This is a genomic window from Micromonospora echinospora (genome assembly GCF_900091495.1).
Taxonomy (GTDB): Bacteria; Actinomycetota; Actinomycetes; order Mycobacteriales; family Micromonosporaceae; genus Micromonospora; species Micromonospora echinospora.
This window is the reverse complement of the sequence record NZ_LT607413.1, coordinates 978,683-1,005,115: the sequence shown is the minus strand read 5'-3', so window position 1 is coordinate 1,005,115 and position 26,433 is coordinate 978,683. Positions and strand designations below refer to the sequence as shown.

Sequence of the window (26,433 nt, the reverse complement as noted above, 5' to 3'; positions counted from 1 at the left end):
CCGAGTGAGAAGAGCGGTCATGACCTGGCGAGAGACCTACTGGCACGACGCTGCCTCCGACCCCGCGTACTTCGCCGCCGTGGAGTTCGCCACCGTCCTCGACGGTGACTACGGCACGCGGATGTTCGGCAGGTGGATCGACGAGCGGTACCCGGACTCCCAGGAGTACATCCGGGCCGTGGAGTACCTCCTGGTCACCAATGCCTACGGCGACAACGTCGCGGAGACGTTGGAGACCTTCCACCGGCAGATCGCCCGGCCGTGGGAGGAGCGGGCGATGCTCACCGCGCTGGAGCGCACGTCCGCCCGGTTCGGGAACGTCCCCACCCAGGTGCGCGACGACCTCGACTTCACGGTCCTGACCGACGCGCTGACGGCCGACCCGGACACCTTCCGGCTGTGGCGGGAGGAACTCCAGGAGTCGTCGGTTTCGGTGCTGCGCGACGGCGGGTTGCTGGACGCCTTCCTCGACGACTGCCTGCACCTCGCCCACGAGGCGAAGACGTACCAGGCGGAGCTGGAGCAGGAGGAGCAGGGCAAGGGGAAGGAGCGGGTGGACGAGCCGGACGAGTCCTCGGAGGACGAGGAGGACGGGGTCACCGTCGTCCGCAAGCGCGGGGTGCAGTTCAGCGAGCCGGCCGACGTCGCCGCGGAGCGTTACCCCTGGCTGTCCCACTCGTTCCGGCTCGGGGTCGCCTTCACCATCAACCCGGAGGCCAACGCGTTCCTGCCCGAGCAGATGAGCTGGGACGAGGCGCAGGCGCACCTGGGCAGCTGGGGGGTGGACCTGGGTGAGTTCGTCGAGCACATGGACGAGGCGATGGCGGCCCGTCCGGTGAAGGCCTACCGGGACGAGCGGATCACGATCAACGTCATGGGCACGTCCGTGCACGTGGAGGTGACCATCGACTCGGCGCTGAACGCGCACAACACCGGGATCATCGCCACCCTCGACACCGACGGCGCGTACACCCACTACGTCCAGTACAAGGACCTGGTGATGTTCTACGTCGACGAGAACGACATGAACACCCCCATCTACAACGTGCTGAAGACCTTCGGTGACCTGTGGGTCGGCGGCGACGCGGAGAGCTACGTGGTGCGGCACGGCAAGGGCCGCAAGGCGCACTTCACCGTCACCCCGGTCAGGGCGAGCCACCAGGGCAGCCTGGTGGCCGTGGTCCGTCGGTGCTCGGACGGCATGACGGTGAAGGTGTTGGACTGACCCGGTCGCGGGGCCGGGCGACGCGGGACGCGGGTGCGGTCGGCGCTGCCCGGAGGGGCAGGGAGGACTGCACCAAGGTCTGTCCGGCCACCCGCTGCGCGGCACCGGCCGGACGGACTTTACTGCCCGGCATGGCCACATTCGCCTCCCGCCCGCTGCGGACCGCGTCGGCGTTGGCCGTCGTGGCGCTCCTGGTGGCCAGCGCCGCCCCGCCGGCCGGGTACGCCGCGCTGCTGGCGGCACCGGCCAGCGGCGGCGCGGAGTTCCGGATCAGCGTCGCCGACGCCCCCGCTCCACCGATTACCTCCGACCCGCCGACCGGCGGGACGGACGGCACGACGATCGGGCTGACCCCGGGCGGCGCGGCGACGCTGACCCGTACGGTGACCACCACCACCGTGCCGCCCCGTCCGGACGTGGTGCTGCTCGCCGACACCACCGGCAGCATGGGCCTGGCGCTGGCGGACGTGAAGGCCAACGCCCGCCGGATCGTCGGGGACATCAGCGCCGTGCAGCCGGACGCCCGGTTCGCGGTCACCGAGTACCGGGACACCACCGACGGGTACGCCTTCCAGGTCAACCGGGACCTCACCGCCGACCCGGCCGCCGTGCAGGAGGCGGTGAACACCTGGACCGCCGCCGGTGGCGGCGACACCCCGGAGGCGAACCTCCACGCGCTGTCCCGGATCGCGACCGGCGCCGTCGGCTTCCGTGCCGACAGCAGCCCGATTGTGGTGATCTTCGGGGACGCCCCGTCGCACGACCCGGTCCTCGGCCACGACCTCGCCGGTACGATCGCCGCGCTCACCGCGCGGGGCATCCGGGTGGTGGCGGTCGACGTCGTCACCTCCCCGTACCACAGCCTCGACCAGGACGGGCAGTTCACCGAGATCACCACCCGGACCGGCGGGGTGCTGCTCACCGCCGCCACGGCCGGCGACGTCTCCACCGCGATCCTCGCCGGCATCCGGGCCATCCAGGCCACCGTCGCCGCCCGGATCTCCGACTGCGACCCGCAGTTGAGCGCCACGGTCGAGCCGGCGGAACGGACCGTCGACAGCGGCAGCGAGGTGGACTTCACCCTCGCCGTCCGGGTCGACCCGAAGGCCCGCAACGGCGAGTACGGCTGCCGCGTCGAGTTCACCGTGGACGGCATCCTCCAGGAGGGACCGGACCGGCTGGTGGTGCAGGTCACCGGGGCCGCCCCGGACGTGCCCGTGCTGCACTCCGACACCACCCTGCTCGACCTCGGCGAGGCGTCCCTCGGCGTCGCCACACCCACCCGTCGGGTGACCCTCAGCAACACCGGCGACTACCCGCTCAGCGTGGCCGCCACGCTCGCCGCGCCGGCCCCGCCCGGGACGGGCACGTTGCCGGACACGTCCGCCGTGGCGCTGTCGCCGGTCGCGTCGGCCCCCGGGTCGGACGTCTTCACCGTCACCGGGAACACCTGCGGCCAGGTCCTCGCCGTCGGCGCGTCCTGCACCCTGGACGTCGGCGGGACGCCCCGGGCCGTCGGGGTCGCCCAGGCGGTGCTCACCCTGGCCAGCTCGACCGACACCGGCGGGCAGGCGACGCAGGCGCTGACCGTCCAGGTCGCCGGCCGTAACCCGACGTTCCAGTTCAACCCGGGTGTGGGGCGACCCGGCCAGGTCGTCACCGGTCTCGGGCGGGACTTCCCGCCGGGCCAGCCGGTGACGGTGACCTGGGCCGGCGGCACCGGCGCGGTGACCGTGGTCGCCGACGCGGCCGGCCGGTTCGCCGTACCGATGGTGGTCTTCGCCGACGCCCCGGCTGGCCCTCGGACAGCGGTCGCGTCGGTGCCGGCGGTCGGCACGGTGACCAGCGGCGCGTTCCTGGTGCAGTCTCCGACGGCCCAGCCGGGCGTCTTCACCCGCCGCCGCTGACGACGATCCGGTCGACGGCCGTCTCGGCACGGCGGCGTGCGAGACGGTGACGTGCTGAGGTTTGTCGACCCTCAGCCAGGCGGGTGCCAGGCGTGTCCACGGCGCTGTGACCTATCGCCCACACCCCGGGGCCAGCGAATCCGACAGCCGATACCTACAGTCGGGCCATGAGCACCGACAACGGCGTGCGGGTCTGGCTCCGCCGGCATGGAGCTGAGCAGATCGCGCATCCCGGGGGCAACCTGTACGCCCACCTGTGTCGAGTCAGCGAACGACTCGCCGTGCTCGGCTGCGGCAGTGAAGTGCAGGCCGCAGGCCTTACCCACGCCGTCTACGGCACCGACGGGTTCGACCTCGCCCTGATTGATCGGACCGATCGTGCGGTGCTGCGGGATCTCGTTGGTGCCGACGCCGAGGAGCTCGTCTATCTGTACGGTGCCTGCGACCGTCGACGCAGCTGGCGGGAGCTGGCAGAGACCGGCCAGGTGTTCGACCGTTTCGTACGCGAGGTGAGAACGCCGGATGCGGCTCGACTTCGGTCGCTCATCGACCTGAGCATCGTCAACGAACTGGACGTTATCGAACACGATCCTGCGGTGGCGGAACGGCACGGTACCTACTTCCGGAAACTGTTCGCCTCGTGGGCGTCAGTGGCCTCTGAGCAGGTCATCCGCGATGCGCAGCGGGTCCTGCGGCCGTGACACCCGAACCATCGGCAGGGCCACGTCCGACAGCACGCACTCCCGGTCGCGTACGCGTGCGCGCCGTCTACCCCGGCAGCTTCGATCCCTTCACTCCCGGGCATCTGAACGTGGTGAACCGGGCACGCGACCTCTTCGACGAAGTGGTCGTGCTCGTCGCGGTCAACAGCGCCAAGCATCCGGGCACCGACGAAGAGGAGCGAGCGGCCGCTGTTCGGGCCGTTCTGCCGGTCGAGTGGACCTCCGTCACCGTTGTGGCCTGGGGCGGGTTGACCGCCGCCTACTGCCGCCACCACGAAGTCGGAGTGATCGTCCGCGGCATGCGTAACACCACCGACCTTCAGGCCGAGTACCAGCTCGCCGCGATGAACGAGTCGCTGGGTGTCCCCACGGTGTTCCTGCCCGCGCAGCCCGAGCTGGCCGCGGTGTCTTCGACTGCGGTGCGCACGCTTGGGGGAGCAGCCTTCGTCCACGCAGCCGTAGGCTGCCGGACCTTGCCGAACCCCTCGTCGGATCGCCGCCGGGCAACTTTGGGTACGCCCTGCGGTCCTGCCGGTCGACGCCGGCGGCTGCGGACAGTAGCGGACGGCGGCGTGGCGTTCAGGAGGTTGCCGCAGACATCGGCCTCAGCCGCTTCCGCTCCACAACGCTTGTTGCTGTCACCACACTCAGCGGCGGCACGTCCTTCGCGACAACGGCACCCGCACCGACGACCGAGCCTCGACCGATCGTCACTCCGGGGGTGACCGTGGCTGCGGCGCCGATCCACACGTCGTCCTCGATGACAATGGGCGCGTGCGTGATGAAGTCGTACCGTTCGTCGAGCTCGACGGGGTGTCCGGCGGTGCTCAGGGTCACGCGGGGGCCGATCATGACGCGGTCACCGATGCTGATGCCCCCGTAGTCGAGGAAGAAGCATCCCTGGTTGATGAACACGCGCTCCCCGAACGACGCGCCGAGCCCGTAGTCGCAGTAGAACGGGGGCAGGATGGTCAGGGAGTCAGGGATCGGCGCACCGAAGATCTCGGTGAGCACCGCCCGGCGTGCGTCGAGGTCGTCAAACGGCAGCGCGTTGAGGCGGGCGGTCAGGTTCATCACGAGCTGTACGCGCTCCGCGAAGGCTCGTGACTCGGGCGTCCGTGTTCGTAGGCGTTGCTCGTTGCGCACAGGGCGATGCTGGCACGGCGGTCTAGAAGCCCGGTGAGGACCCACCGTCCGGCTAGACGATCTTGTGGTGATCAGTCCCACCAAAGAGCAACCGCGAGCCGGTGCTGGGCGGCGTGCATGTAAAAGTCGCGCACCGCAGTGAGGTGGTGGTGCAGATATGCCCGCGGATGCCCATTGAACGCGGACATTCCGAGGGCCGTCAATGCAGCCGCAGCATCCAGCGGTACGGCGGCCAGTGCCGCTTCCGGGTCCATGTTGCCGAGCAACCTTGCGACGTCAGCGGCGGCGTCAGGTTCGAGTACGTAACTGACTGCTCCTCGCGGTAAGCCGGATTGATCTCCGCATCGCCCTGAAGGCGCGTCGCAGGGCGGCATGACTTGCAGAGTGAGGATCGGTAACGAAGTCGGCACGTGGAGTCACCGGTCGGGCGGTGCGGGTGTACCGTCCGAAGTGGCGGCCCGCCGGAGTGGCGGCCGGTGGAGTCGTCGCCCAGTCCGCTACCTGGGAGCACCCTATGTCGCACGTTGACCCACGCTTCGGAGCGCACCTGCGAGCGATCCGTACCGATCGTGGTCTGTCCCTACGTGCGTTCGGGCAGCTCACTCACCGGGGCAAGAGTCACCTGCACGAACTGGAGACCGGAGCGAAGGCTCCGACCTTCGACACCGCCCGTCATCTCGACCGGGTCCTCAACGCCGGTGGCACTCTGATCGCGTTCGTTACCGCACCGGTTGACCACCAGGCTGAAGCAGACGACCTGCTTGCCCGAGTCCGCGCCAGTGATGTCAGCGCTGAGACCCTCGCGCGGCTCGAAGCGGTCGTCGACGACTTGGCCAGTGCATACCCGACTACGCCACCGGCCGAACTGTTGCCGAGGGTGCGGCGTCACCTGGCATACGTCAACCGGCTGCTCGATGGCCAGGTGACCCTGGCTCAGCGCCGTCGTCTGATCGTCGCCGGTGCCTGGCTGACCGTGCTTCGCGCGACCGTGCACGTCGACCTCAATCAGCGCGGCCCGGCCGGCGCGCATCTGGCCGCCGCACACGATCTCGCCGGCCACGCAGAACACCCGGAGATCCAGGGGTGGTGCCTGGAAACCCGGGCGTGGGATGTCCTCACACACGGCGACTACCGGCAGTCCGTCGAGCTGTCGCGGCAGGCGCAGCGGGTCGCGCCCCGGGGCAGCTCGGCACACATCCAGGCCACCGCCCAGGAGGCGCGCGGCTGGGCGCGCATGGGCGACGTGCGGCGGACCCGCCGAACCCTGGACCGTCTGGAACGGTTGACCGCGAATCTGTCCGTGCCGGAACGCGCCGAGCACCACTATCGGTACGACCCGACAAAGGCCCGGGCGTATGCGGCCACCACGCTGGCGTGGGCTGGTGACCCGGCGGCTGAGCAGGTCGCCCGGTCGGTGCTGACCGAATTGGACCCGCGCGGGGATGGTGGGGAACGCCCGCGCCGGTCGGCGTCCGCCCGCCTCGATCTGGCGTTGGCATTGCTGGCCGCTGGACAGCCGGACGAGGCGAGCATGCTAGCCGTCGAGGCGATCACCTCCGGTCGGGTCGTGCCGTCGAACTGGTGGCGGGCACGGGAAGTGCTACGCCACGTTGAGCGGACTGGCCTGGCTGAGGGCGCGGTTCTGCGCGAGGCGTACGAGGCGTACCGGCCGGTCACCCAGTCGTAGCGGACAGCAACCGCCCTCAGCGGACGCGCCGGACATAGCAGGTGATCGGATGGTCACCGGATGCTGTACGCGAGGCGTGGCTGGCCAAGACCTCGTCAGCAGCAGGACGGCGGCAAGGCCGCGCTCGACAGCCTGGCGCGGCGTTGGTCGGTCTTTCCCACGCATCACCGTCGTGCCCCTTCACAGGAGGACACGGGTGGACAACACGCAGCGTAAGTCGGGGCAGAGTCACGGCGAGCAGATCCAGCAGGCGGAACGGGAAGCGGCAAAGCAGCGGCTTCTCGCGCAGACCGAGACGGATCGAATACCGGTGGAGGAGACCACCCGGGCGGTGCCGGAGCGGCGGTGGCGTCGTGGACAGGACTGAGCTGCTGCCGGTGGGTCGACGGGTGGCGTACTGGCGGGGGCGGCGGAAGCTGTCGCAGCAGGTGTTTGCCGATCGGCTGGGCAAGTCGAAGAGCTGGGTGGACAAGGTCGAGCGGGGTGTCCGCTCGCTCGACAAGGTGTCGACCCTTCAGGACATCGCCGCCGTCCTGCGGATCGACACCGCTGTCCTGCTGGGTCGGGACGCCTATCCCGCAGAGGTGACCGATCGGACCGCAGACGTCGAGCGCGTCCGGGCGGCGCTGTCCCGGTATGAGATCGCGCTCGGGAGGCCGGCGGGCCGCCGTCCGGTGCTGCCGGTTGACCGGATGGCCCGAGAGGTCGCGCACGCCTGGACGACGTTCCAGCACGCCCGCTACCCGCAGGCGACCGACCTGCTGCCGGACCTGTTGACCGACGCGCAGCGCACCCACGCCCACGATCCCGGGGCAGGCCGGGTGCCGCTGGTCGAGGCGTACCGGATCACCGCGTCGCTGCTGGTGAAGCTCGGTGACGCCGAGCTGGCGTGGCTGGCCGCCGACCGGGCCATGGCCGCTGCGACCGGTGACCGGATCCTGGTCGCCGCCGTAGCCGTGCAACTCGGTCAGGTGCTCCGCGCCTCCGGGCGGGTACGGGTGGCGAAGTCGGCGATGCTGGCTGCCGCGTACCGGATCGCCCCACCCGTGATCGAGTACGGCAGCCCGGCTGAGTTGTCCCTGTGCGGCACGCTGCTCGTCCAAGCTGCCCTGGCAACAGCCACTCACGGGGACGACGCTGCCGCCGCTGAACTGCTTGACGACGCTGCCGACATGGCCGAGCAGGTCGGCGACGGGCACGACCACCATCGGACCGGGTTCGGACCCACTGCCGTGGCCCTGGCCCGTGCCGCCGCAGCCGTAGAGCTGGGCGACGCCCGCGATGCGGTGGCGTGGCACGAGAAGGCCACCCAGCGGGACGGCTGGCGATGGCTGCCAGCCGAGCATCGCGCCGCCCACCTGCTCGTCACCGCCCATGCGTACCTTCAGGTTGGTGACCCTGTCGCCGCCGGGCGGGTGCTGGTCGACGTCGAGCGGATCGCGCCGGCCGAGGTCCGGCACCGGCCGGCGGGCCGGGACGTGCTCGCCCAGGTCGCCCGCGACCCCGACGCCCCGGCAACGGTCACCCAGCTCGCCGACACCCTCGGGGTGGGCTGAACGGTGACCGGCCCTCACCTGTCCCTGGCGCAGATCCGCAACCGACTGATCCTCACCGCCCGCATGGTCCTCCGCCAGCACCGACGCGGGCCCGACGGCCGCTGCCCAATCTGCCGTACCCCGGACTGCCAGGTGGCGACCGCGGCCCGCGACGTCCTCCGCGCGGCCGAGGAACCACCGCAGCGGAGTGCGGGAACCGAGCCGGAGGACCCTCGGCAGGACGGATGACACTCGATCCGACCACCTGGCCGCCGGTTCTCAGGCAACGAGCACCTGGCCGGTGGCGACGATGGTGCCGTTCGGCAGGGGCGCGGGGTCGTTGCAGGTGTTGACCTTGTCGCCGTGCCGGGCGGCCGGCTTGCCGTTGATCAGCACCGTCGGGCTGCCGGCGAGGACGGTGCCCTGGTTCGTCGGCGGCACCTGGAACGGCCCGCCGGTGGGCACGTGCGGGGGCGCGTTCTGCGCGCCGCTGCCCACCACGGCGGCCGGCTTCCCCTCGATCAGCACGTCGGTGCTGCACCCGGTGGTGATCGTGCCGGCGAAGGGCATCGGGGTCGGGGTCGGCACCGGCCCGCCCGGGGACGGGATCATGATGATGTGGGTGTCGGTGCCGACGACCTTGTCGCCGAGTTTCGCGGCGGGTACGCCCACGACTGGCGCTCCTCTCGTAGGCCGGGTCGGCCGTTCAGATCAGGCCCTCGCGGATGGCGTGCGCGACCGCCTGGGTCCGGTTGCGGACGCCGAGCTGGACGGTGATCTCGTGCACGATGTTCTTGATGCTCCGCTCCGAGTAGGACAGGTCCCGGGCGATCGTCGCGGTGTCCGCCCCGGCGGCGATCATGCGCAGCACGGCGAGCTGCCGTGGCGACAGAGGCAGGATGGTCAGGCCCCGGGGGGCCAGCACCTGCCGCTGCGCGCGTCCCACCCGGGTCAGCAGGGAGCTGAGCAGGTCGGTGGGGAGCCGTGCCTCGCCCCGGGCGGCGGCCCGCACCACCTCGCGCAGCAGCGGCGCGGTGCTCTCCGCACGCCGGACCATGCTCAACCCGCCCGCCTCGATGGCCTGGAGCCCGGCCGTGTCGTCGAGCTGTCCCACCACCAGCACCGGTCGGGGTGCCCCGCCGGGTGCGGCGGCCAGCGCGTCGAGCTGGGCCAGCAGCCACTCGTCCACGGTGTCCCCGACGATCACCAGTACGTCCGCCGTGGCGTCGTCCCCGGTCACCACCACGGGGCGGAACCCGGCGGGGTCCCCGTCGCCGGGGTCGGCACCGAGCTGCGCGACCACCCCGGCCTGGGAGATCGGGTCGCGGGCGCGGACCGCGGTGCGGACCGGGGTGAGGTCGTCCGGCCGGCCGCTCATCGGGCGGCGCCCGGGCTGGTGGACGGACTGGCCGCCGGCGCGACCGGCACCAACTGACCGGCGAAGTACGCCGCCGGGGTGCACGGCGTACTGCCCGGGTTGGTGCACTTCACGGCCACCGTGACCGGCTGGTCGGCGGAGAACTTCAACGGCTGCACGAAGTGGTAGTCCAGGTCGCGGAAGTTGTTCAGACCGGTCTCCAGCAGCACGGTGTCACCCCGCCGCACCTGGAGCACACCCGCGTCGCCGTGCGGGTTCTGGAGCACGATGTCGGTCACCCAGAGCACCTTCTTCGCCGCCGGCCGGTACGTGGACAGGGCGAACTCGTTCGAGGTCGGGGAGGCGCTGGTGGCCACCCGGAAGTCGGCGGCGGTCTCCGGATCGGCGTTCTCCAGCGTCCCGCCCGGACCGCCCCGGCCGTCACCCGCGCCGTCCGTCGGGTTCGCCGGTGCGCTCGGCTTCGGCGAGGCGGCGCCCCCGGTCACCGCCTGCTCGGCCTTCTCGGCGGTCTGCGCCGCCTCGCTGGCCTGCGTCTTGACCTCGGCCACCTCCTCGGTCAGCTCCTGGTTGAGCTGCTGGGTCTCCACCTGGGCGGCTTCCTTCGCGGTGGACTGCACGGTGGGCTTCAGCACCGCGAACCAGAGCGCGACCAGGGCCACCGTCACCGCGACGGCGACCAGCGCCACCCGGGGCGACCAGGCGGGCAGCAGCGCCCGTTGCACCAGCATCCCGTCCGAGGTGATCGGTTCGGTGTCGGGACGGGTGACGGCCACCTGGAACGGCAGGTTGCGGTCCGGGCCGAGCAGGAACCGCTTCTTCGGGCGTACCCGCAGCTTGACGAAGGTGGCGGTGCCCGGGCGCAGCACGGGCGCGGCCGGCCGGACCCGGAAGTCCAGCAGCCGGTCCGGGTCGGTGGGCAGCACCTCGACGGTGGTCTCGGTGTTGCCGGTGTTGTCGACGACCAGCTGGTGGGCGCCGGACCGGCGGGCGTGGGAGGTCCGGGGCACCAGCTCGGCGGCGAGCTCCACGAAGGGCTCGACGGTGACCCGGCCCTCCTCGACCACCGAGCCGTCCGGGTCCTCCCGCCCCCGGACCCGTACCCCGAAGTCGACGTCGCCGGCCGGGACGGTGGCCGAGCGGGGCGGCCGGAAGGTGACCCGGGCCTCCTCCTCGGTGCCGGGCAGCAGGTTCATCGTCGGTGGCTCGACCTCGGCCCAGTCCCCGGCGTCGCCGACCACGTCGAGGGTGAACTGGTCGACGACGGAGGCGGTGTTGCGCACCCGTACGGTGCAGCTGACCTCGCCGCCGGGCGCGACGGTCAGCTCGGTCTCGGCAAGTCCCACTGCGACGCTCATGCCGCGCAGTCTCGCCGGGCGGTGGGGGTCGGCAGTACCGCGATCGAGGAACACCAACGGGCACCCGTCGCTACCTCATCGGGCAACGGCTCAGCCGGGTTCGCTGATCCGGCCCGGACGGCGGGTGGCGCGGGAAGCGGCGGCGCTGCCGGACCGGCCGGCGCTGTTGACGCTCACCTCGCGTGGCGCTGGGGCCAGCTCGGCCGTCGCCTCCGGGACGAACGGGACGAGCAGTTGCAGGTGCAGGCCGGTCCGGGCCGCCCCGCCCTGCGCCACCCACGCCGAGCCGGTGTCCCCCTCGCGGCGGGGGGCACTGCGCACCACCACCGGCTGGTTCGCCCGCGCCAGGGAACCGGCGAGGAAACGGGCGGGCAGCGCCGTGCACATCGCGCAGCCGACCAGCAGGTCGCCGAGGAGGCGGTGTTCCCGCTCGGTGTCCGGCCCCCAGGCGGTGAGCAGGTAGCTGAAGCGGTAGCGCCGTCCCGGCGGGCGGCGTCCGGTCACCTGCCCGTTGGCGTCCCGCAGGTCGTCCCAGCTGGCGGAGACCCCGCTGGAGTCCTCCTCGACGTCCAGCAGGAAGGCCGAGACCCGCTCGCCGTCGAGCTGCGCGCAGCGGTCCGGCGGGTCGAAGACGACGGGTACGCCCGCCGGCAGGTAGCTGCCCAGCCAGGCCCGGACCGACAGGTCGACATCCCAGATCACCCACCCACCCTGCCGGTCGCCGGGCGGCCCGCGCTCGGCGGGCGGGCAGGCCGGTGGGGCGGATCCGGTGCCCTTCGGGGCAGTGTGGCCTGCCTCCGTGGCGGTCCGGCGGGCAACGGTTCCGACCGCGCGCCGTTGGCATGCTCGCCGCAACACACCGTCGTACAGGAGGTTCGATGCCGACGTATCTGTCGCCGGGCGTCTACGTGGAGGAGGTGTCCTCCGGGTCGAGGCCGATCGAGGCGGTCGGGACCGCCGTCGCCGCGTTCGTCGGCTTCGCCGAGAAGGGGCCGGTCAACGAGCCCACCCTGGTCACCAACTGGTCGCAGTACACCCGCGTCTTCGGCGGGTTCGTGGCCGGCGCGTTCCTGCCCCTGTCGGTCTACGGGTACTTCCTCAACGGCGGCGGTTCCGCGTACGTCGTCCGGGTCGGACCCGGCGGCGGTGACGCCGGGCCGGCGGGCGGCGACGGGGCGTACGCCACCGCGGCGGTCCCGGCCGGTGGGGACAACGGGAAGCTCTCCTTCACCGTCCGCGCCGCCCTGCCCGGTCCGGCCGGGCAGGACCTCTCGGTCGAGGTGACCGACGCCTCCGACGGCGGCGACGACACCTTCAAACTGGTCGTGAAGCAGGCCGGCAAGCCGGTCGAGACGCTGGACAACCTGACCACCCGCCGGGGTTCCGGGAACGTGGTCACCGCCGTCAAGCAGCAGTCGAAGCTGATCCAGATCGAGGAGGTCAAGGGCGCCACGCTCGCCCCGCCGCGACGCGGGGCCGAGGTCGCCCTCGCCACCGCCGGACTGCCGGCCACCACCGGTGTCGACGGCGACCTGCGGGTGCGCGCCGAGGACTACGTCGGGGACGTCAGCGACCGGACCGGCTTCGCCGGGCTGGAGGCGATCGAGGACGTCACCATGCTCAGCGTGCCCGACCTGGCCGCCGCCTACCAGCGGGGGATCATCGACGACGAGGCGTTCAAGGCCGTCCAGCTCGCGATGATCGCGCACTGCGAGCTGATGGGCGACCGGGTGGCCATCCTCGACCCGCCGCCCGGGCTGCACCCGCAGCGCCTCAAGGAGTGGCGGCAGGACGTCGCCGGCTACGACTCGAAGTACGCCACCCTCTACTGGCCCTGGGTCAAGGTGATGGACCCGGCGCAGGGGCGGGCGGTGTTCATGCCGCCGAGCGGCCACGTCGCCGGGGTGTGGGCCCGCAACGACGACACCCGGGGCGTGCACAAGGCACCGGCCAACGAGATCATCCGGGGTGCGCTGGCCCTGGAGAGCGGCCTGACCAAGGGCGAGCACGACCAGCTCAACCCGATCGGGGTGAACTGCATCCGGGCCTTCCCCGGCCAGGGCATCCGGATCTGGGGCGCCCGGACGCTCTCCAGCGACGCCGAGTGGCGCTACCTGAACGTCCGGCGGCTGTTCAACTGGATCGAGAAGTCCATCCTGCTCGGCACCAACTGGGTGGTCTTCGAGCCCAACGACCCCCGGCTCTGGGACGCGGTGCGCCGGGTCATCACGATGTTCCTCCGTCGGGTGTGGCGCAGCGGCGCCCTGATGGGCGACACCTGGTCCGAGGCGTTCTTCGTCAAGTGCGACGCGGAGAACAACCCGCCGGAGAACCTCGACGCCGGGATCCTCACCGTCGACATCGGCATCGCACCGGTCAAGCCGGCCGAGTTCGTGGTGTTCCGCCTCTCCCAGCTCTCGCACGGCGCGGGCGACGACTGATCCGCCCTCCGACGTAACCAGGAAGGACGACCATGGCAGGTCAGGGTACCCAGGACCCCCGCCAGAACACCGAGATCATCAGCGCCGCCGTCTTCCGGCTGGAGGTGCCGGGCATGACGGCGATCAACTTCGCCGAGCTGGTCGGCATCAGCAGCGAGGTGGAGAACGCGGAGTACATGGCCGCCGGTCCCACCGGGCCGATCTTCTCCCGGCACTTCGGGCGGACCAAGCCGCCGACGGTCACCCTCAAGCGGGGACTCGACCTCAACGGCGACCTCTGGCTCTGGCACCAGAAGGTGCGCAACCTGATGTACGACGCGTACCGGGACTGCGCGCTGAAGCTCTACGGTCCCGGTGACGACCTCAACGGCGACGCCCGGCTGACGTACATCATGACCAACGCCTGGCCGGCGAAGGTGGAGGTCAGCGGGGTCAAGGCCGGCTCCACCGACATCGTCTACCAGACGGTCACGCTGATGTGCGACGACCTGTTCGACTTCAATGCGCGGATCTGACCTCGCCGAGCCCGTCGTCGGACCGGCGGCGGGCCTGCGCACCGAGTACCCGTTCGTGCTGCCCCGTGGCCTGGTCGACGACCGGGGCGGGGTGCACCGCGAGGGCGTGATGCGGCTGGCCACCGCCCGCGACGAGATCAACCCCCAGGGCGATCCCCGGGTACGGCAGAACCCGGCGTTCCTCACCGTGCTGCTGCTGGCCCAGACGGTGACCCGGATCGGCGCGGTACGGGCGGTGGACACCACGGTCATCGAACGGCTCTTCGCCTCCGACCTGGCCTTCCTTCAGGACCTGTACCGGCGGATCAACCAGCAGGGCCACACCGAGGCCGAGGTCGCCTGCCCGCACTGCGGGGGCGAGTTCGCGGTGGACGTGGCGGGGGCCGCGCCGGGGGGATCCTGACGTACGCGACAGATCGGCTCTGGGAGGAAGTCGCGTACGTCGCCCACCACCTCCACTGGTCCCTCGACAGCATCCTCGACCTCGAACACCCCGACCGGGTGCGGTTGCTCGCCGAGATCCGCAAGTTCGACCGTCCCGCCGTACCGCGACACCCGTTCCCGACCTGACCAAGGAGGTGCGTCATGGCCTGGCCGTTCCGGCTCCGCCGACCGTTCCGGTCGCGCCGCGACGTGCCGGTCGGATCGCCCGCTGCCGGGTCGTTCGCTGCCGGATCGCCCGCCGCTGGGTTGCCCGCCGCCGGGTCGGCTGTCCCTGGATCGGCCGGGCCGGGGGAGGGGGCCGCGCCCTTCGACGGAACCGTCGGGTCGGCAGCCGCGCGTCGGGACTGGACCCGGCTGGCGGCCCTGCCGCTGACGGTGGCCCCGGGACCGGCCATGGTCACCGTTGCCGTGCCCCGGGTGGCGGCGAGCGAACCGCTGCTGGCGGCGCCGGCCACACCCGACCCCGGAACGGCACCCCGGGGCCAGGTCACCGGCCTTGCCGCCGCCCGCCCGGTCACCGGCCACCCCGGCCCGCACCCGGCCGACCCCGCTGGCGAGGACCGCCAACCGGCCGTCCGGGTCGCGTCGCCGGTCACCAGCGCCCCCGATGCGGCGGGTGCGCCCCGCACCCTGCCGGTGGTGGTCGCCCCGGTCTCCGTCCGGACCCCGCTGACCGTGGCCGACGGGGAGGCCGTCGGTAAGCCCCGCGCGCCGGAGCACACCGTCCGCGACGCCAACCCGCTCGGGGCGGTCCCGCCGTCCGCCGGGCCGGCCGAAGAGGCGACCCCGGCCGGTGACCCCGGCGAGGCGGCCCGTGCGGCTGCCCAGTTCGCCGCCGCCGGCCTGCCCACCGTCGACGTCTGGCCCCCGCCCGGCTTCGAGGACGTCTACCGCGCGGCCGAGGTCACCCGGGCGGCGGAGGCGGCCCGTGCGGCGGGTGGACCCGTACCGGGTGCCGCCGCTCGGCGGGAGAACCCGCCGCCGCGCCCGATCGACCGGGTGCCCGGGGCCGGCACCGTCCCCGGCGAACCGTCGGGCCTGCCCGGCGGGTCCACGCCGCGTCCGGTCGAGGTGGTGTCCCGGTCCCGGTCCGCCCGCGCCGCCGCGTCCCGACCGGCCCCGGCGGCAGCGAACGCGCCGGTCGCCCCGGCCCCGGACGGACCGCCAGCGGGTGGTGCCGGCGTCGCCCAGCCGGACGTGCCGCCCGGCGTGCGTCCCGGCGACGCCGTCCCGGCCGATGAACGCCCCGGCGGTGCTGCTCCGGCCGGCGGACGCCCCGGTGATGCCGTCCTGACCGGTGGAGGCCCCGGCGGAGGTCCCCGCGGTGCCGTCCCGGCCGAGGTCGTCGGCGTCGGGCGGCAGCCGGCACCGCCCCACCCGACCACCGACCCGGCCGGGTTCCCGGCGGCTCCCGGTCGACCGGGTACGCCCCGGTCCGGTGCCGTTCCGACCGTGCCCGAGGCGGCTCCCGCGTGGCCGGCCGGCGGGGACCGGTCGGCGGCGTTGTCGCCGGCCCGGTTCCTGACCCGACGGGCGGACGCCCCACCGCCGGCCCGGCCGGTGTCGTCCGACCATCCCGACGCCACCGCCCCCGCATCGGCCGGCGCCGGCGCGCTGCCCGTCCGGCCCGACGCCGGACAACCGGCGACCTCGTCCGTCCGGCCCGAGGCCGGACATCCGGCGGCTCCGTCCGTCCGGTCCGATGTGAACCGTCCGGCGGTGCCGTCGTTCCGGCCGGGCGTGTCAGGCGAGGCGGTCCCGCCCGTCCAGCCGGACGTGTCAGGCGAGGCAGCCCGGCCCGTCCGGCCCGATGGGCCGCGTCCGACGATCCTGTCCGGACCGCCGGACGTGGCGTATCCGGTGGTCACGACGGACAGCGGCACGGCGGGGCCGTCCGACGATTTATCCGCAGCACCGCCGGTCGCGCCGATTGACCTGCCACCGCAGTTCCCTGGTTCGCCAGCCGGTGGCGTGGCGCAGGCGGCATCCACCGAACCGTGGTCCCGTCCCCGGTCCGCCGTCCCGCCGGCACCCCTGGCCGTCGAGCCGCCGGCCCCCGGGTTCCCGGCACCGGCCGGGTCCCGAATGGGACCGACCGACGAACCCACCCCGCCCGCGCGGCGTCCGGCACCCCCGGCCGGGCCCGCCACCGGTACACCGGTGGTCGCGGACCCGTGGCCGGTGTCGGCCTTCGTTGCCGAACCGGCACCGGCCACGGACGGCCAGGGCAGCGCCGTACCACGACCATCGCGGTCCGACGGTTTCCCCGACCCCTGCCCGGCGACGGGGGTCGGCACCTCGCCGTACCCCGTTCCATTCCGGACCGATTCGACATCGTCCGACGTACCGGCGGACGGAGCGTTATCGACCGGTTGGTCGGAGCGTCCGGCGGTGCCGTTGCGGCACCGGGCGGTCCTGCCCGACCTGCCGGCGCTGGTGCCGCCGGTGGTGTCGACGCCGCCCGCCCCGGTCGCGCCGCTCGGCGTCGAGCCGTTGACCCCGGTGCCCGCCACCCTCGTGGACGGCTTCCGTCAGCGGTACGGCGTGGACGTCTCGGACGTGCCGGTGCGCCGGGGTCCGGCGGCCACCGCCCTGGTACGGCAGGCCGGGGCGCGGGCCGCGACCCGGGGCGGCGAGGTCCTGCTGCCGGCGGAGGCCGGTCCGCTCGACGCGCCGCCGGTCCGGGCCCTGCTCGCCCACGAGCTGGCCCACGTCGTGCAGCAGCGGGTGCTCGGGGCCATGCCCCCGGCCGAGTCGACTGGGGCGGGACGGGACCTGGAGGCGCGGGCCCTGGCCGCCGAGTACGCCTTCGGCGACGGGGCGGTGCCGGCCGGCGTCGGTGCGACGGCGGCGCTGCCTCTGGTCGGCCCCGGATCCTCCAGCGGGTCTCCGGGCGCGTTCGCGCCGGGCGGCGCTGCCGGCAGCGCCGCCTTCGGCAGCGCGGCCGGGCCGGTCGGCACCTGGGGCACCACCGCCGGGGGCGGACTGACCTGGCGGGCCGACCCGGGTGGGCCGCTCGGCAGCGGACCGCCGCTCCAACGGGCCCCGGTCGGCGGTTCTGCCGACGCCCTGGCCGACCTGCGCGACCTGGTGCGGGCCGAGGTGGCCCGGCAGGAGGACGCGGACCCGGGCGAGGGGCCCGAACCGACCCCGGACGGCGCTGCCGCCCTGGCCGCGCTGCGCGCCGAGGTGGCCGCCGCGACCAGCCCACCCGCGTTCGACCGGAGCAGTGGCCGACTCGCCGAGGTGAGCGCCGCGGTGGAGCAGCTCCGTGGCGAGCTGCGGGCCGTGACCGGCCGGGAGGAGGCACTGGCGGCCCGGCTCGACCGGGACGCCACCGGACTGCGGCCCGACCGGTCCCCGGCCCGGGCGGTGGACCTGGACAACCCCGACGACCTGGAGGAACTGGCCGGCCGCCTCTACGGGCGACTGCGCGGCCGGCTCCGCCAGGAACTGCTGGTCGACCGGGAACGCAGCGGACGACTGACCCGGTTCCCGTGAATCCGACGACGACGAGGAGGACGCGACGATGGCGGGTGGTCTCTCCACCGGAGCCCGGTTCCTGGGCGGCTTCTTCGAGGTCACCGGGGTCAACCACCGCTACCTGGTGGTCATCGACGACGAGCGCTACAACCTCGGCTCCTGGTCCCGGGTCTCCGGGCTCGGGGTGACCTGGCAGGTCTGCGAGTACCGCGCGGGGGACAGCAACGACCTCTTCACCTACGTGGGGACCCCGAACTACAGCCGGATCCGGCTCAGCCGGGCGGTCTGCTTCGACTCCCAGGTGGTGCAGGAGTGGCTCTGCCAGCAGGCCAAGCGGTACCGGCCGCTCAGCGGCAGCATCCAGCTCGTCGACAGTCTCGGCCTCAAGATCGTCGGCTGGGAGCTGAAGCACTTCTTCCCGGTCGGCTGGTCGGTGTCCGAGCTGGACCCGAGCCGGTCCGGGGTGGCCGTGGAGACCCTCGAACTGGCCCACACCGGGTTCCTCGACGACGACGTCGCCTTCTCCCTCTGACCCGCATCTCTCGAACCCGAAGGACGGACACCCATGGCGCTCTCCGCAGGGCAGCTCGGCGGGATGCTGGGCGACCCGAGCCAGACCGCGCAGGGCCTGACCTCCGGCGGCCTGGCGCAGCTGTTCCGCAGTGGGCCAGGAGTCCGGCGGACCGACAAGCTCGGCCTGGCGATGCGGTTCCAGGTGACCATCGGCGACGTCCAGATCGGACTCTGGCGTTCCTGCCGGGGGCTGCGGGCCGACTTCCGGCCCGAGGTGGTCCGGGTGACCGGGGACTACGTCGCCCAGTACCACCTGCCGGGTGAGGTCAGCTACCCGCCGGTCGTGCTGGAACGGGCCGTGCACCGGGAACACTCCGCGCAGTTGCAGCAGTGGCTGGTCGGGGTGCTGCGCTCCTGGCAGGACGGCACCGGCGACGACACCCGGACCACCGCCCGGATCACCCTCCTCGACGCCGACGGCGAGCCGGTCAACAGCTGGCTGCTCTACGGCGTACGACCGGCCTCCTGGGCCGGCCCGGACCTCTCCGCCGACACCAACCAGGTGGCGGTGGAACGCCTGGAACTGGTGCACGAGGGCTTCTTCCCCGACCTCCAGGCGCGGGCGGAGACCGCCGAGCTGTCGTCGACGACGCTGGGCACGGTCGCGTTCTCCTACAACCCGGCGAAGATGACCATCACCCGATCCTCCCGGCCCAGCCAGGTGATCGGGCAGGGCAAGGGGCTGGTGCTCGCCTCCGACGACGCGCTGCGGGTGATGGCGGGGGAGGTGCTGCTGGTCGGGGCCGGCGTGGCCCAGGACGTGCAGAAACTGGTCGCGTTCTCCGGTCAGACCACGACCCGGGACGAGCAGGGCCGCGGCCAGTCCGTGCTGCCTGAGCTCACCTTCCGCTGGGGGAAGCTCTCCATGACGGTCAACCTGAGCACGCTGAACGTCAACCTCACCCGGTTCGACGGCGCGGGACAGCCGATCCGGGCCCAGGCCACCCTCGACCTGGTGGTGACCAAGGGGGAGATCTTCCCGAAACAGGGTGGCGCCCCGGCACCGCCCCGGGCGGTGCGCACCGATCCGGCGCAGTGGCGGCAGCGGGCCGCGGCCAGCGGCATCGACGACCCGATGCGGGCCCAGGCCCGGGGCGCGGCCGTCGGAGCCCGCCGGTGAGCGGGGCGGCCGGCATCGACCGGCACCAGCTCATCTGGGGTACGGCCACCCTGCGCCCCCGGGTCACCACCGGCACCGCCGACCGGGACCTGCCGGCGGCGGTCGCCGAGCAGCTCGTCCGGGTGGTGGTGGACACCCAGTTGGCGTTGCCGGACATGTTCGAGCTGACCTTCGTCGACCTGGACGGCGACCTGCTCACCCGGGCCGGTCTCCAACTCGGCACGGTGGTGCGGGTGTTCGGTCCGACCCAGGACGGCTCCGCCGAGCAGCGGCTGATCAGCGGCGAGGTGACCGCCCTGGAGGGCCGGTTCGTCGACCTCGCCGCGTACGTGGTGGTGCGCGGCTACACCCACGACCACCGGCTGCACCGGGTCCGGCGGACCCGGACCTTCCTCAACCAGTCCGACTCGGACATCGCCCGTCAGGTGGCCACCGCCGCCAAGCTGACCGTCGGCACCATCGACGCCACCGGCAGCACGCTGGCCCACCTCTCCCAGGTCGACCAGACCGACTGGGAGTTCCTCGCCGGCCGGGCCCGGGAGATCGGCTACGAGGTCGGCGCCGACGGCGACCGGTTCCACTTCCGCCGGGCCGCCACCGCGCGTGGGGCCGGCAGCCCGCTGCCGTTGACCTTCCGGGGCAACCTGCGCCGGTTCCTGCCCCGGGTCACCGCCGGCAACCTCGCCCCGGAGGTCGAGGTGCGCACCTGGGACTCGGTCGCCGCGACCGTGGTGGCCGGACGGACCGGGACCACCGCCCCCGGGGTGAGCCTGGGCGGCGGCCGGACCCCGACGGCCGCCGCCGACCCCTTCGTGCCCCGGGCCGCCCCGACGCCCCCACGCGCCGGCAACAGCGCCGTCGGCGACGTCGGTCCGGCCCCCGGCCCCCGGGGGCATGTCCTGGTCGGGCGGGGCCTGCCGGTCCCCAACGGCTCCGACGGCGCGGTACGGCAGGTGGCGGCGAGTCTCGCGGCCACCGTCGGGGGCTCGTTCGCCGAGGCCGAGGGGGAGGCGCTGGGCGACGCCCGGCTGGTCGCCGGCCGGGCGGTCCGGGTGGACGGGGTGCCCGCCCCGTTCGCCGGCACGTGGACCCTCAGCGCCGCCCGGCACGTCTTCGACGACACCGAGGAGGGGTACCGCACCGAGTTCACCGTCGGGGGCACCCAGGACCGCTCGCTGCTCGGACTGGCGACCGACCGGTCGGACGGCCCGTCCCGGATCGACGGGGTGGTCTGCGGGGTGGTCAGCAACGTCAAGGACCCGCAGAACCTGGGCCGGGTGACACTCGCCCTGCCCTGGCTGACGCCGGACCACGAGACCGACTGGGCCCCGGTGGGGCAGCTCTTCGCCGGTCCGGCCGGCGGGGCGTTCTTCGTGCCCGAACCGGGTGACCAGGTCCTGGTGGCGTTCGAGTTCGGCGACGTCCGCCGCCCGTACGTGCTGGGCAGCCTGCCCAGCCGCCACACCGGGTACGGCCTGGACGGCGCGCAGACCTCCTCGACGAAACCCGGCGCGAGTGGCGTCAAGTCGGTCGGCCAGACCAGCTCGGTGATCCGGCGGGGCCTGCTCTCGCCGTCCGGCAACCGGCTGGTGTTCCACGACGAGGTGCCGCCCGGCGGCAAGGGCCAACCCACCGCGGCCAACGTGGTGCTGGGCAGCAAGGGCGACAAGCTCTCCCTCGCCATGGACGCGGTGGCCGGCGAGGTCACCCTGCGCTGCGCCCCCGACAAACCCGGGAAGCTGGTCATCGAGTGCACCGGCCAGACCGCCGTGGAGATCAAGGCGGGCCCCGGCGGAAGCATGACCCTCGACGGCGGCACCAGCCTGAAGCTCAAGGCCAAGACGGTCGACATCGACGGTACGCAGATCACCATCAGCGGCACCGCGGCGACCGCCATCAAGGGCAAACCCATCCAGCTCAACTGAGGAGTGCCATGCAGACCGACGTCATCGGCACCGGGTGTGCCTTCCCCCTGCGCGTCCAACCCCACGGCGGGCTCGCCACGGTCAGCGGGACCGCCCTGCTGGAGCAGGCGATGTGCGTGATCCTGGCGACCTACCCGGGGGAACGCCCGATGCGGCCGGAGTTCGGCTCCCGGCTGCGCGACTTCGTCTTCGAGCCGACCACCACGCAGACCCGGCGGGCGGTCGAGGCGGAGGTCCGTACCGCGCTCGAACGCTGGGAGCCCCGGGCCGAGATAGCCGAGGTCGCGGTGACCGACGACCCGTCCGGCGGCGGCGGGCTGCTGCACATCGAGGTCCGCTACCGGGTACGCGGCACCGACGAACCGCGCAGCCTCCACCTGGACCTGCGGACCCTGCCCGGTGACGACGTCCCCGGCGGCGCGGAGGTGTCCGGCTGATGGCGCTGCCCGCCCCCGCGCTCGACGACCGCGGCTACGACGACCTGGTCTCCGACGCCCGGCAGTTGATCGCCGACCGCTGTCCGGAGTGGACGGACCTGCACCCGGCCGACCCCGGGGTGACCCTGATCGAGACGTTCGCGTCCCTGACCGACCAGCTCATCTACCGGCTCAACCGGGTGCCCGACCGGCTCTACGTGAAGTTCCTGGAACTGATCGGGGTACGCCTGGTGCCGCCCACCCCGGCCCGGACCACGCTGACGTTCTGGCTCTCCACGCCGGCCCGCGCCACCCAGGTCGTCCCGGCCGGCACCCAGGCGGTCACCGCCGCCGACGGCGACGAGCCGCTGGTCTTCACCACGCTGGACGACCTGACCGTGCCACCCTGCGCCCTGACCCACCTGCGGGTGCGCACCGCCGACGGGATCAGCGACCAGACCGCCGCGCTGGAGCTGGGCGGCCCGGTGGTCGCGTTCTCCGCCGTCCCGCAGCCCGGAGACGAACTGCTGGTCGGCCTGGACCGGGCGGTCGGCGGCTGCGCGGTGCGGCTGGAGTTCGAGGGCCGGGTCGACGGGGTCGGGGTGAACCCGCTGCACCCGCCACTGCGCTGGGAGGCGCGCGGCGCGGACGGCTGGCACGGGTGCGAGGTCAGCCTCGACGAGACCGGCGCGCTCAACCGGCCGGGGGCGATCCTGCTGCACGTGCCCGAGGGGCACCAGGCCACCCTGGTCGACGGCACGCTCGCCGGTTGGCTGCGGGCCCGGGTCGTGCCGCCGGAGGAGGGGCAGCCCGGCTACCGTGCCTCGCCGGTGATCCTCGGGCTGGCCGCCAACACGGTGGGCGGCACCACCGAGGCGGTCCACGCGGACCTGGTCGACGACGAGGAGATCGGCGACTCGGAGGGGGTGCCCGGCCAGCGGTTCCCGCTGTCCCGCCGGCCGGTGCTGGTCGGCCTCGGCGATCCGGTGCTGGAGGTCAGCTCCGAGGACGGCTGGCAGTCCTGGACCCCGGTCGACCACTTCGCCGCCAGTGGACCGGACGACCCGCACTTCCTGCTCGATGGGGTGACCGGCGAGGTGGTGCTCGGCCCGGCCGTCCGCCAGAGCGACGGCACGCTGCGCCGGCACGGCGCCGTACCGCCCCGGGGCGCCCGGCTGCGGCTGCGCCGCTACGCCGTCGGCGGTGGCAGCCGGGGCAACGTCGGCGCGGGCGCGGTCCGCGCGCTGCGCACCAGCGTCCCGTACGTCGCCGGGGTGGAGAACCGCCACCCGGCCGGCGGCGGGGTGGACGGGGAGACCCTGGACGAGGCGCGTCGCCGGGGCCCGTTGACGCTGCGCAGCCGGGACCGGGCGGTGACCGCCGAGGACCACGAGGTGCTGGCCCGCGAGGCCGCTCCGGAACTGGCCCGGGTGCGCTGTGTGCCCAGCGCCGGCGACGGGCCACCGGTGGCCCGGATCCTGGTGGTGCCGGCGGCCCCCGCCGAGCGGGGCCGGCTGCGGTTGGAGGACCTGATCCCGGCCGAGGCGAGCCTCGCCCGGGTGGCCGCGCGACTGGACGAGACCCGGCTGATCGGCACCCGGGTGGTCGTCGAGCCGCCCCGGTACCGGGGGGTGACCGTGGTGGCCCGGGTGGTGGCCCGGCCCCGGGTCCGGGTCGACCGGATCCGCGAGGAGGGGCTCGCCGCCCTGTACGGCTTCCTCAGCCCGCTGACCGGCGGCGGCCCGGACGGGCGGGGGTGGCCCTTCGGCCGTCCGGTGCAGGCCGGTGAGCTCTTCGCGGTGCTGCAACGGGTGCGGGGCGTGGAGCTGGTGGAGGACCTGCGGCTGTTCGGCGCCAACCCGGTGACCGGGGAGCGGGGCGCGGAGGCGGGCCGCATCGACCTGGAGCCGGACAGCCTCGTCTTCTCCTTCGAGCACCAACTGCGGGTGGAGGAGCACTGATGCGCGGTCTGACCGAGGTGCGGATGCCGTACCCGATCGCCGGTTTCCTGCCCGCCCTGTTGCAGGAGGACGACCTGCTGGTGCGCTGGACCGAGGGCCTCGACGAGGTGCTCGCCCCGGTGGTGTCCACCCTGGACTGCCTGGACGCGTACCTCGACCCGTGGCTGACGCCGCCGGACTTCCTGCTCTGGCTCGGCGAGTGGGTCGGCGCGCACCTCGACGAGAACTGGCCGCTGGAGCGGCAGCGTGCGATGGTCGCCGCCGCCGTGGCCACCCACCGGCTGCGCGGCACCGTGACCGGGCTCCGCACGCTGCTGGAACTGGCCACCGGCGGCGAGGTGGAGGTGGTGGACTCGGCCGGGGTCTCCTGGTCGACCAGCCCGCAGCCGCCCACCACGGCGGTGCCGCCGGCCGGGCTGCACGTCCGCGTGCGGACGCCCGAGCCCGACGGGGTGTCCCGGCACGCCCTGGCGGAGCTGATCCGCGCCGCCGTGCCGGCCCATGTCGCGACGACCCTGGAGGTGCTCGGGCCGTGATCGTCTGTCGTGAGTGCGGCAACCACAACGGGGACGCCGACACGTTCTGCGGCTCCTGCGGGAGCTTCCTGGAGTGGACCGGCGAGAAGACCACGCCGAAGATCGACGTCGAGGCGGTCGAGGAGGCGGAGCAGGAGGTCCGGCACCGGCCGACCCTGTTGCAGCGCATCGCCGGGGTGATCGCGCCGCCCCCGGGCGGGACCGCCGTCGACACCGGGGTGATCCGGGTCTCGGACGGCTCGGCCCGGGGGCCGGGAGCCCGACCCGGGCTGGGGTCGGCTCCGGGCGGCCCGAGGCTCGGCCCGCCCGGCACCGGCGGTCCGGCCTCCCCGCGTCCCGGCCCGCCTGGCACCGGACGTCCGTCGCCGCCCGGCGTGGCAGGTCCGCCCGGCACCGCGCGTCCGCTGCCTCCGGGCGTGGCAGGTCCGCCCGGCACCGGGCGCCCGTCCCCGCCCGGTGTCGGACGTCCGCCCGGCGATGGAGCCTCGTCGCCGCCCGGCGTCGGCCGTCCGTCCCCGCCCGGTGCCAGCCGTCCGTCCCCGCCCGGTGTCGGCCCCGGGCCGCTGCCCCGTACCGGTCCGCCGGGAACGGGTGGTCCGCCCGGAACCCGGCCCGGTCCCCGGTCGGGCCCGCCCGGGACGGAGGCCGTGCCGCCCCGGACCGCGCCGCCCGGCACCCGCCCGGGTCCGCCGGGGTCACCCGCCGCGCCGGGGGTCCGGTCCGGACCGCCCGGGACACGTCCGGGCGCACCGGGGGCGGCTCCGGCGGCTTCGGTACGCCGGTTGCCGCCGCCACCGCCCGGCGTGACCAACGCCCGGCTGCCCACCGTGGCGGAACGCCCGCCCGGTCCCCGTTCCCCGCTCGGCACCGTGGCACCGGCCCGGTCCACGACATCCCCGCCCGGACCCGTCGACCCGGAGTCGACCGCCCCGGCCGAGGACAGCGTGTCCGAGGGCGCGACGGCCGCGCCGGAGAAGGGCCACGGCGCGGTCGCCGTCGTCGACCCGGCGGAGGACGCGGATCCGGTGTCGTCCCCGCCGTCCCGCCGCCGGGAGGCGCTGGCCGCGCCGCACAGCCGTGCGCTGGTCGCCACGGACGCCGCGTCCACCGACCCGGTGGACCGGACGACCAGCGGCCGGACGTCCGGCCGCCTCCGGACCGGTGGGCGGGGCGACGCCGAGCCGGAGGAGGTGACGCCGCAGCCGGTCCGACCCCGTACGGTCACCACCGGGCGGCGCGCGTCCACCCGCCGGCTGCAACCGGGCGACCTGGTCTGTGGCGAGTGCGGCGAGGGCAACCCGCCGACCCGTCGGTTCTGTAGCCGCTGCGGTGACTCGCTGCGGACCGCCGAGGTGGTCCGCCGTCGCTGGTGGCAACGGCTGCTGCCGCGACGCGGCCCGAAGGTCACCGAGGCGGGCGTGCGTCCGGGCACGCCGGGCGGGGGCGCCTCGGGTGGTGCCGGCGGTGTGCTCCAGAGCATCTACCAGCGGGCGAACGCGGTCGCCGCAGTGCTGCTCTTCGCCCTCGGCATCGCGTACCTGATCTATCCGCCGCTGCGGGAGCGGGTCAACGCGGTGGTGGTGCCGCCGGTGCGAGACGCCCGCGCCTGGGTCGACCGGAAGCTCAACCCCCGGTTCGTGGCGGTCCGGCCGGTGGAGGTGACCGGCAGCGAGTCGGTTCGCGACCAGGGCCCGGATCTCACCGTCGACCAGTACCGCAACACGCACTGGCAGGTGCGCTGGGACGCCGAACGGCCGCCCACGGTGACCCTGCGCTTCGGCGAGAAGGTCGACCTGGAACGGCTCATCGTCATCGCCGGCACGGCGGAGAACTACACCGCCTCGCACCGGCCGGCGAAGCTGCACCTGGTCTGGTCCACCAACCGTTCCGACACGTTGACGGTGCAGGACACCGGCGAACCGCAGACCCTCACGCTGACCGCCGCCGAGGGTGTGACCAGCGTGCAGATCCAGGTCACCGACGTCTACCGGGCCGAGAAGGGCACCGACGTGGCCGTCAGCGAACTGGAGTTCTTCGCCCGGGAGTGACCTCGCTCCCCGGCGG

Annotated in this window: 24 protein-coding genes and 1 pseudogene; 19 read left to right on the top strand and 6 right to left on the bottom strand. The window is 73.7% G+C overall.

Annotation, left to right across the window (positions count from 1 at the left end; genetic code table 11):
• Nucleotides 1-19 precede the first annotated feature (19 nt).
• From GA0070618_RS04520 to coaD, 4 genes and pseudogenes are all read left to right on the top strand, one after another.
• Nucleotides 20-1,225: a hypothetical protein gene (locus GA0070618_RS04520; protein WP_088980506.1), complete on the top strand. Its 1,206-nt coding sequence runs from the start codon at nt 20-22 to the stop codon at nt 1,223-1,225.
• Nucleotides 1,226-1,356: 131 nt separating this feature from the next.
• Nucleotides 1,357-3,132: a VWA domain-containing protein gene (locus tag GA0070618_RS04515; RefSeq protein WP_088980505.1), complete on the top strand. Its 1,776-nt coding sequence runs from the start codon at nt 1,357-1,359 to the stop codon at nt 3,130-3,132.
• A 167-nt stretch (nt 3,133-3,299) separates the two neighbouring features.
• Nucleotides 3,300-3,833 carry a DUF6817 domain-containing protein gene (locus GA0070618_RS04510; RefSeq protein WP_088980504.1) on the top strand — a complete coding sequence of 178 codons (534 nt, stop codon included), beginning with the start codon at nt 3,300-3,302 and terminating at the stop codon, nt 3,831-3,833.
• Nucleotides 3,830-4,273 (top strand): annotated as a pseudogene (gene coaD, locus GA0070618_RS34535) (pantetheine-phosphate adenylyltransferase); the annotation flags it as partial. The gene GA0070618_RS04510 and the pseudogene coaD, both read left to right, overlap by 4 nt.
• A gap of 160 nt (nt 4,274-4,433) precedes the next feature.
• Here the strand turns inward: coaD and GA0070618_RS04500 are convergent.
• Nucleotides 4,434-5,000, bottom strand: coding sequence for a sugar O-acetyltransferase (locus tag GA0070618_RS04500; RefSeq protein WP_088980503.1), 567 nt, complete (start codon nt 4,998-5,000; stop codon nt 4,434-4,436).
• Between the two features lie 71 nt (nt 5,001-5,071).
• Nucleotides 5,072-5,254, bottom strand: coding sequence for a hypothetical protein (locus tag GA0070618_RS33285; protein ID WP_143740228.1), 183 nt, complete (start codon nt 5,252-5,254; stop codon nt 5,072-5,074).
• Between the two features lie 260 nt (nt 5,255-5,514).
• Between GA0070618_RS33285 and GA0070618_RS04495 the strand changes: the two genes are divergently transcribed.
• The 3 genes from GA0070618_RS04495 (at nt 5,515) to GA0070618_RS04490 (ending at nt 8,243) form a co-directional block, all read left to right on the top strand.
• A complete protein-coding gene (locus GA0070618_RS04495; protein ID WP_088985278.1) occupies nt 5,515-6,687 on the top strand; it encodes a helix-turn-helix domain-containing protein in 1,173 nt (390 codons plus the stop codon).
• A gap of 196 nt (nt 6,688-6,883) precedes the next feature.
• Nucleotides 6,884-7,054, top strand: a complete 171-nt coding sequence (locus GA0070618_RS33900; protein ID WP_170107812.1) for a hypothetical protein — start codon at nt 6,884-6,886, stop codon at nt 7,052-7,054.
• Complete coding sequence (locus tag GA0070618_RS04490; RefSeq protein WP_231931602.1) at nt 7,041-8,243, top strand: helix-turn-helix domain-containing protein; 1,203 nt, start codon at nt 7,041-7,043, stop codon at nt 8,241-8,243. Before GA0070618_RS33900 ends, GA0070618_RS04490 begins: the two co-directional genes overlap by 14 nt.
• A 258-nt stretch (nt 8,244-8,501) precedes the next feature.
• Here GA0070618_RS04490 and GA0070618_RS04480 read toward each other — a convergent pair whose 3' ends face one another.
• The 4 genes from GA0070618_RS04480 to GA0070618_RS04465 form a co-directional block, all read right to left on the bottom strand.
• Nucleotides 8,502-8,894, bottom strand: a complete 393-nt coding sequence (locus tag GA0070618_RS04480; RefSeq protein WP_088980500.1) for a PAAR domain-containing protein — start codon at nt 8,892-8,894, stop codon at nt 8,502-8,504.
• Nucleotides 8,895-8,928: 34 nt separating this feature from the next.
• Nucleotides 8,929-9,600, bottom strand: a complete 672-nt coding sequence (locus tag GA0070618_RS04475; RefSeq protein ID WP_088980499.1) for a helix-turn-helix transcriptional regulator — start codon at nt 9,598-9,600, stop codon at nt 8,929-8,931.
• Complete coding sequence (locus tag GA0070618_RS04470) at nt 9,597-10,955, bottom strand: COG1470 family protein (protein ID WP_088980498.1); 1,359 nt, start codon at nt 10,953-10,955, stop codon at nt 9,597-9,599. The genes GA0070618_RS04475 and GA0070618_RS04470 overlap by 4 nt, the downstream gene beginning before the upstream one ends.
• A 90-nt stretch (nt 10,956-11,045) precedes the next feature.
• Nucleotides 11,046-11,657, bottom strand: coding sequence for a Pvc16 family protein (locus GA0070618_RS04465; protein ID WP_157748914.1), 612 nt, complete (start codon nt 11,655-11,657; stop codon nt 11,046-11,048).
• 176 nt (nt 11,658-11,833) lie between these two features.
• Here GA0070618_RS04465 and GA0070618_RS04460 point away from each other — a divergent pair, with 176 nt between their 5' ends.
• The 12 genes from GA0070618_RS04460 to GA0070618_RS04405 are packed head-to-tail and all read left to right on the top strand — an operon-like array spanning nt 11,834 to nt 26,417.
• Nucleotides 11,834-13,396 carry a phage tail sheath family protein gene (locus tag GA0070618_RS04460; protein ID WP_088980496.1) on the top strand — a complete coding sequence of 521 codons (1,563 nt, stop codon included), beginning with the start codon at nt 11,834-11,836 and terminating at the stop codon, nt 13,394-13,396.
• A 32-nt stretch (nt 13,397-13,428) separates the two neighbouring features.
• Nucleotides 13,429-13,911 carry a phage tail protein gene (locus GA0070618_RS04455; protein WP_088980495.1) on the top strand — a complete coding sequence of 161 codons (483 nt, stop codon included), beginning with the start codon at nt 13,429-13,431 and terminating at the stop codon, nt 13,909-13,911.
• Entirely contained in the window at nt 13,898-14,314 is a 417-nt protein-coding gene (locus tag GA0070618_RS04450) for a hypothetical protein (RefSeq protein WP_088980494.1), read from the top strand. The genes GA0070618_RS04455 and GA0070618_RS04450 overlap by 14 nt, the downstream gene beginning before the upstream one ends.
• Nucleotides 14,251-14,481, top strand: coding sequence for a DUF6760 family protein (locus tag GA0070618_RS35460; RefSeq protein ID WP_414467597.1), 231 nt, complete (start codon nt 14,251-14,253; stop codon nt 14,479-14,481). The genes GA0070618_RS04450 and GA0070618_RS35460 overlap by 64 nt, the downstream gene beginning before the upstream one ends.
• A 15-nt stretch (nt 14,482-14,496) precedes the next feature.
• A complete protein-coding gene (locus GA0070618_RS04440; RefSeq protein ID WP_088980493.1) occupies nt 14,497-17,856 on the top strand; it encodes an eCIS core domain-containing protein in 3,360 nt (1,119 codons plus the stop codon).
• Between the two features lie 28 nt (nt 17,857-17,884).
• On the top strand, nt 17,885-18,370 hold the full coding sequence (locus GA0070618_RS04435) for a phage tail protein (RefSeq protein WP_088980492.1): 486 nt from the start codon (nt 17,885-17,887) through the stop codon (nt 18,368-18,370).
• Nucleotides 18,371-18,403: 33 nt separating this feature from the next.
• On the top strand, nt 18,404-19,531 hold the full coding sequence (locus tag GA0070618_RS04430; protein ID WP_088980491.1) for a phage tail protein: 1,128 nt from the start codon (nt 18,404-18,406) through the stop codon (nt 19,529-19,531).
• Nucleotides 19,528-21,456, top strand: coding sequence for a phage baseplate assembly protein V (locus tag GA0070618_RS04425; RefSeq protein ID WP_088980490.1), 1,929 nt, complete (start codon nt 19,528-19,530; stop codon nt 21,454-21,456). Before GA0070618_RS04430 ends, GA0070618_RS04425 begins: the two co-directional genes overlap by 4 nt.
• An 8-nt stretch (nt 21,457-21,464) precedes the next feature.
• A complete protein-coding gene (locus tag GA0070618_RS04420) occupies nt 21,465-21,893 on the top strand; it encodes a GPW/gp25 family protein (RefSeq protein WP_088980489.1) in 429 nt (142 codons plus the stop codon).
• Nucleotides 21,893-23,833, top strand: a complete 1,941-nt coding sequence (locus tag GA0070618_RS04415) for a putative baseplate assembly protein (protein WP_088980488.1) — start codon at nt 21,893-21,895, stop codon at nt 23,831-23,833. Before GA0070618_RS04420 ends, GA0070618_RS04415 begins: the two co-directional genes overlap by 1 nt.
• Nucleotides 23,833-24,369, top strand: coding sequence for a phage tail protein (locus tag GA0070618_RS04410; protein ID WP_088980487.1), 537 nt, complete (start codon nt 23,833-23,835; stop codon nt 24,367-24,369). Before GA0070618_RS04415 ends, GA0070618_RS04410 begins: the two co-directional genes overlap by 1 nt.
• Nucleotides 24,366-26,417, top strand: coding sequence for a zinc ribbon domain-containing protein (locus GA0070618_RS04405; RefSeq protein WP_088980486.1), 2,052 nt, complete (start codon nt 24,366-24,368; stop codon nt 26,415-26,417). The genes GA0070618_RS04410 and GA0070618_RS04405 overlap by 4 nt, the downstream gene beginning before the upstream one ends.
• The last annotated feature ends 16 nt before the right edge of the window (nt 26,418-26,433 follow it).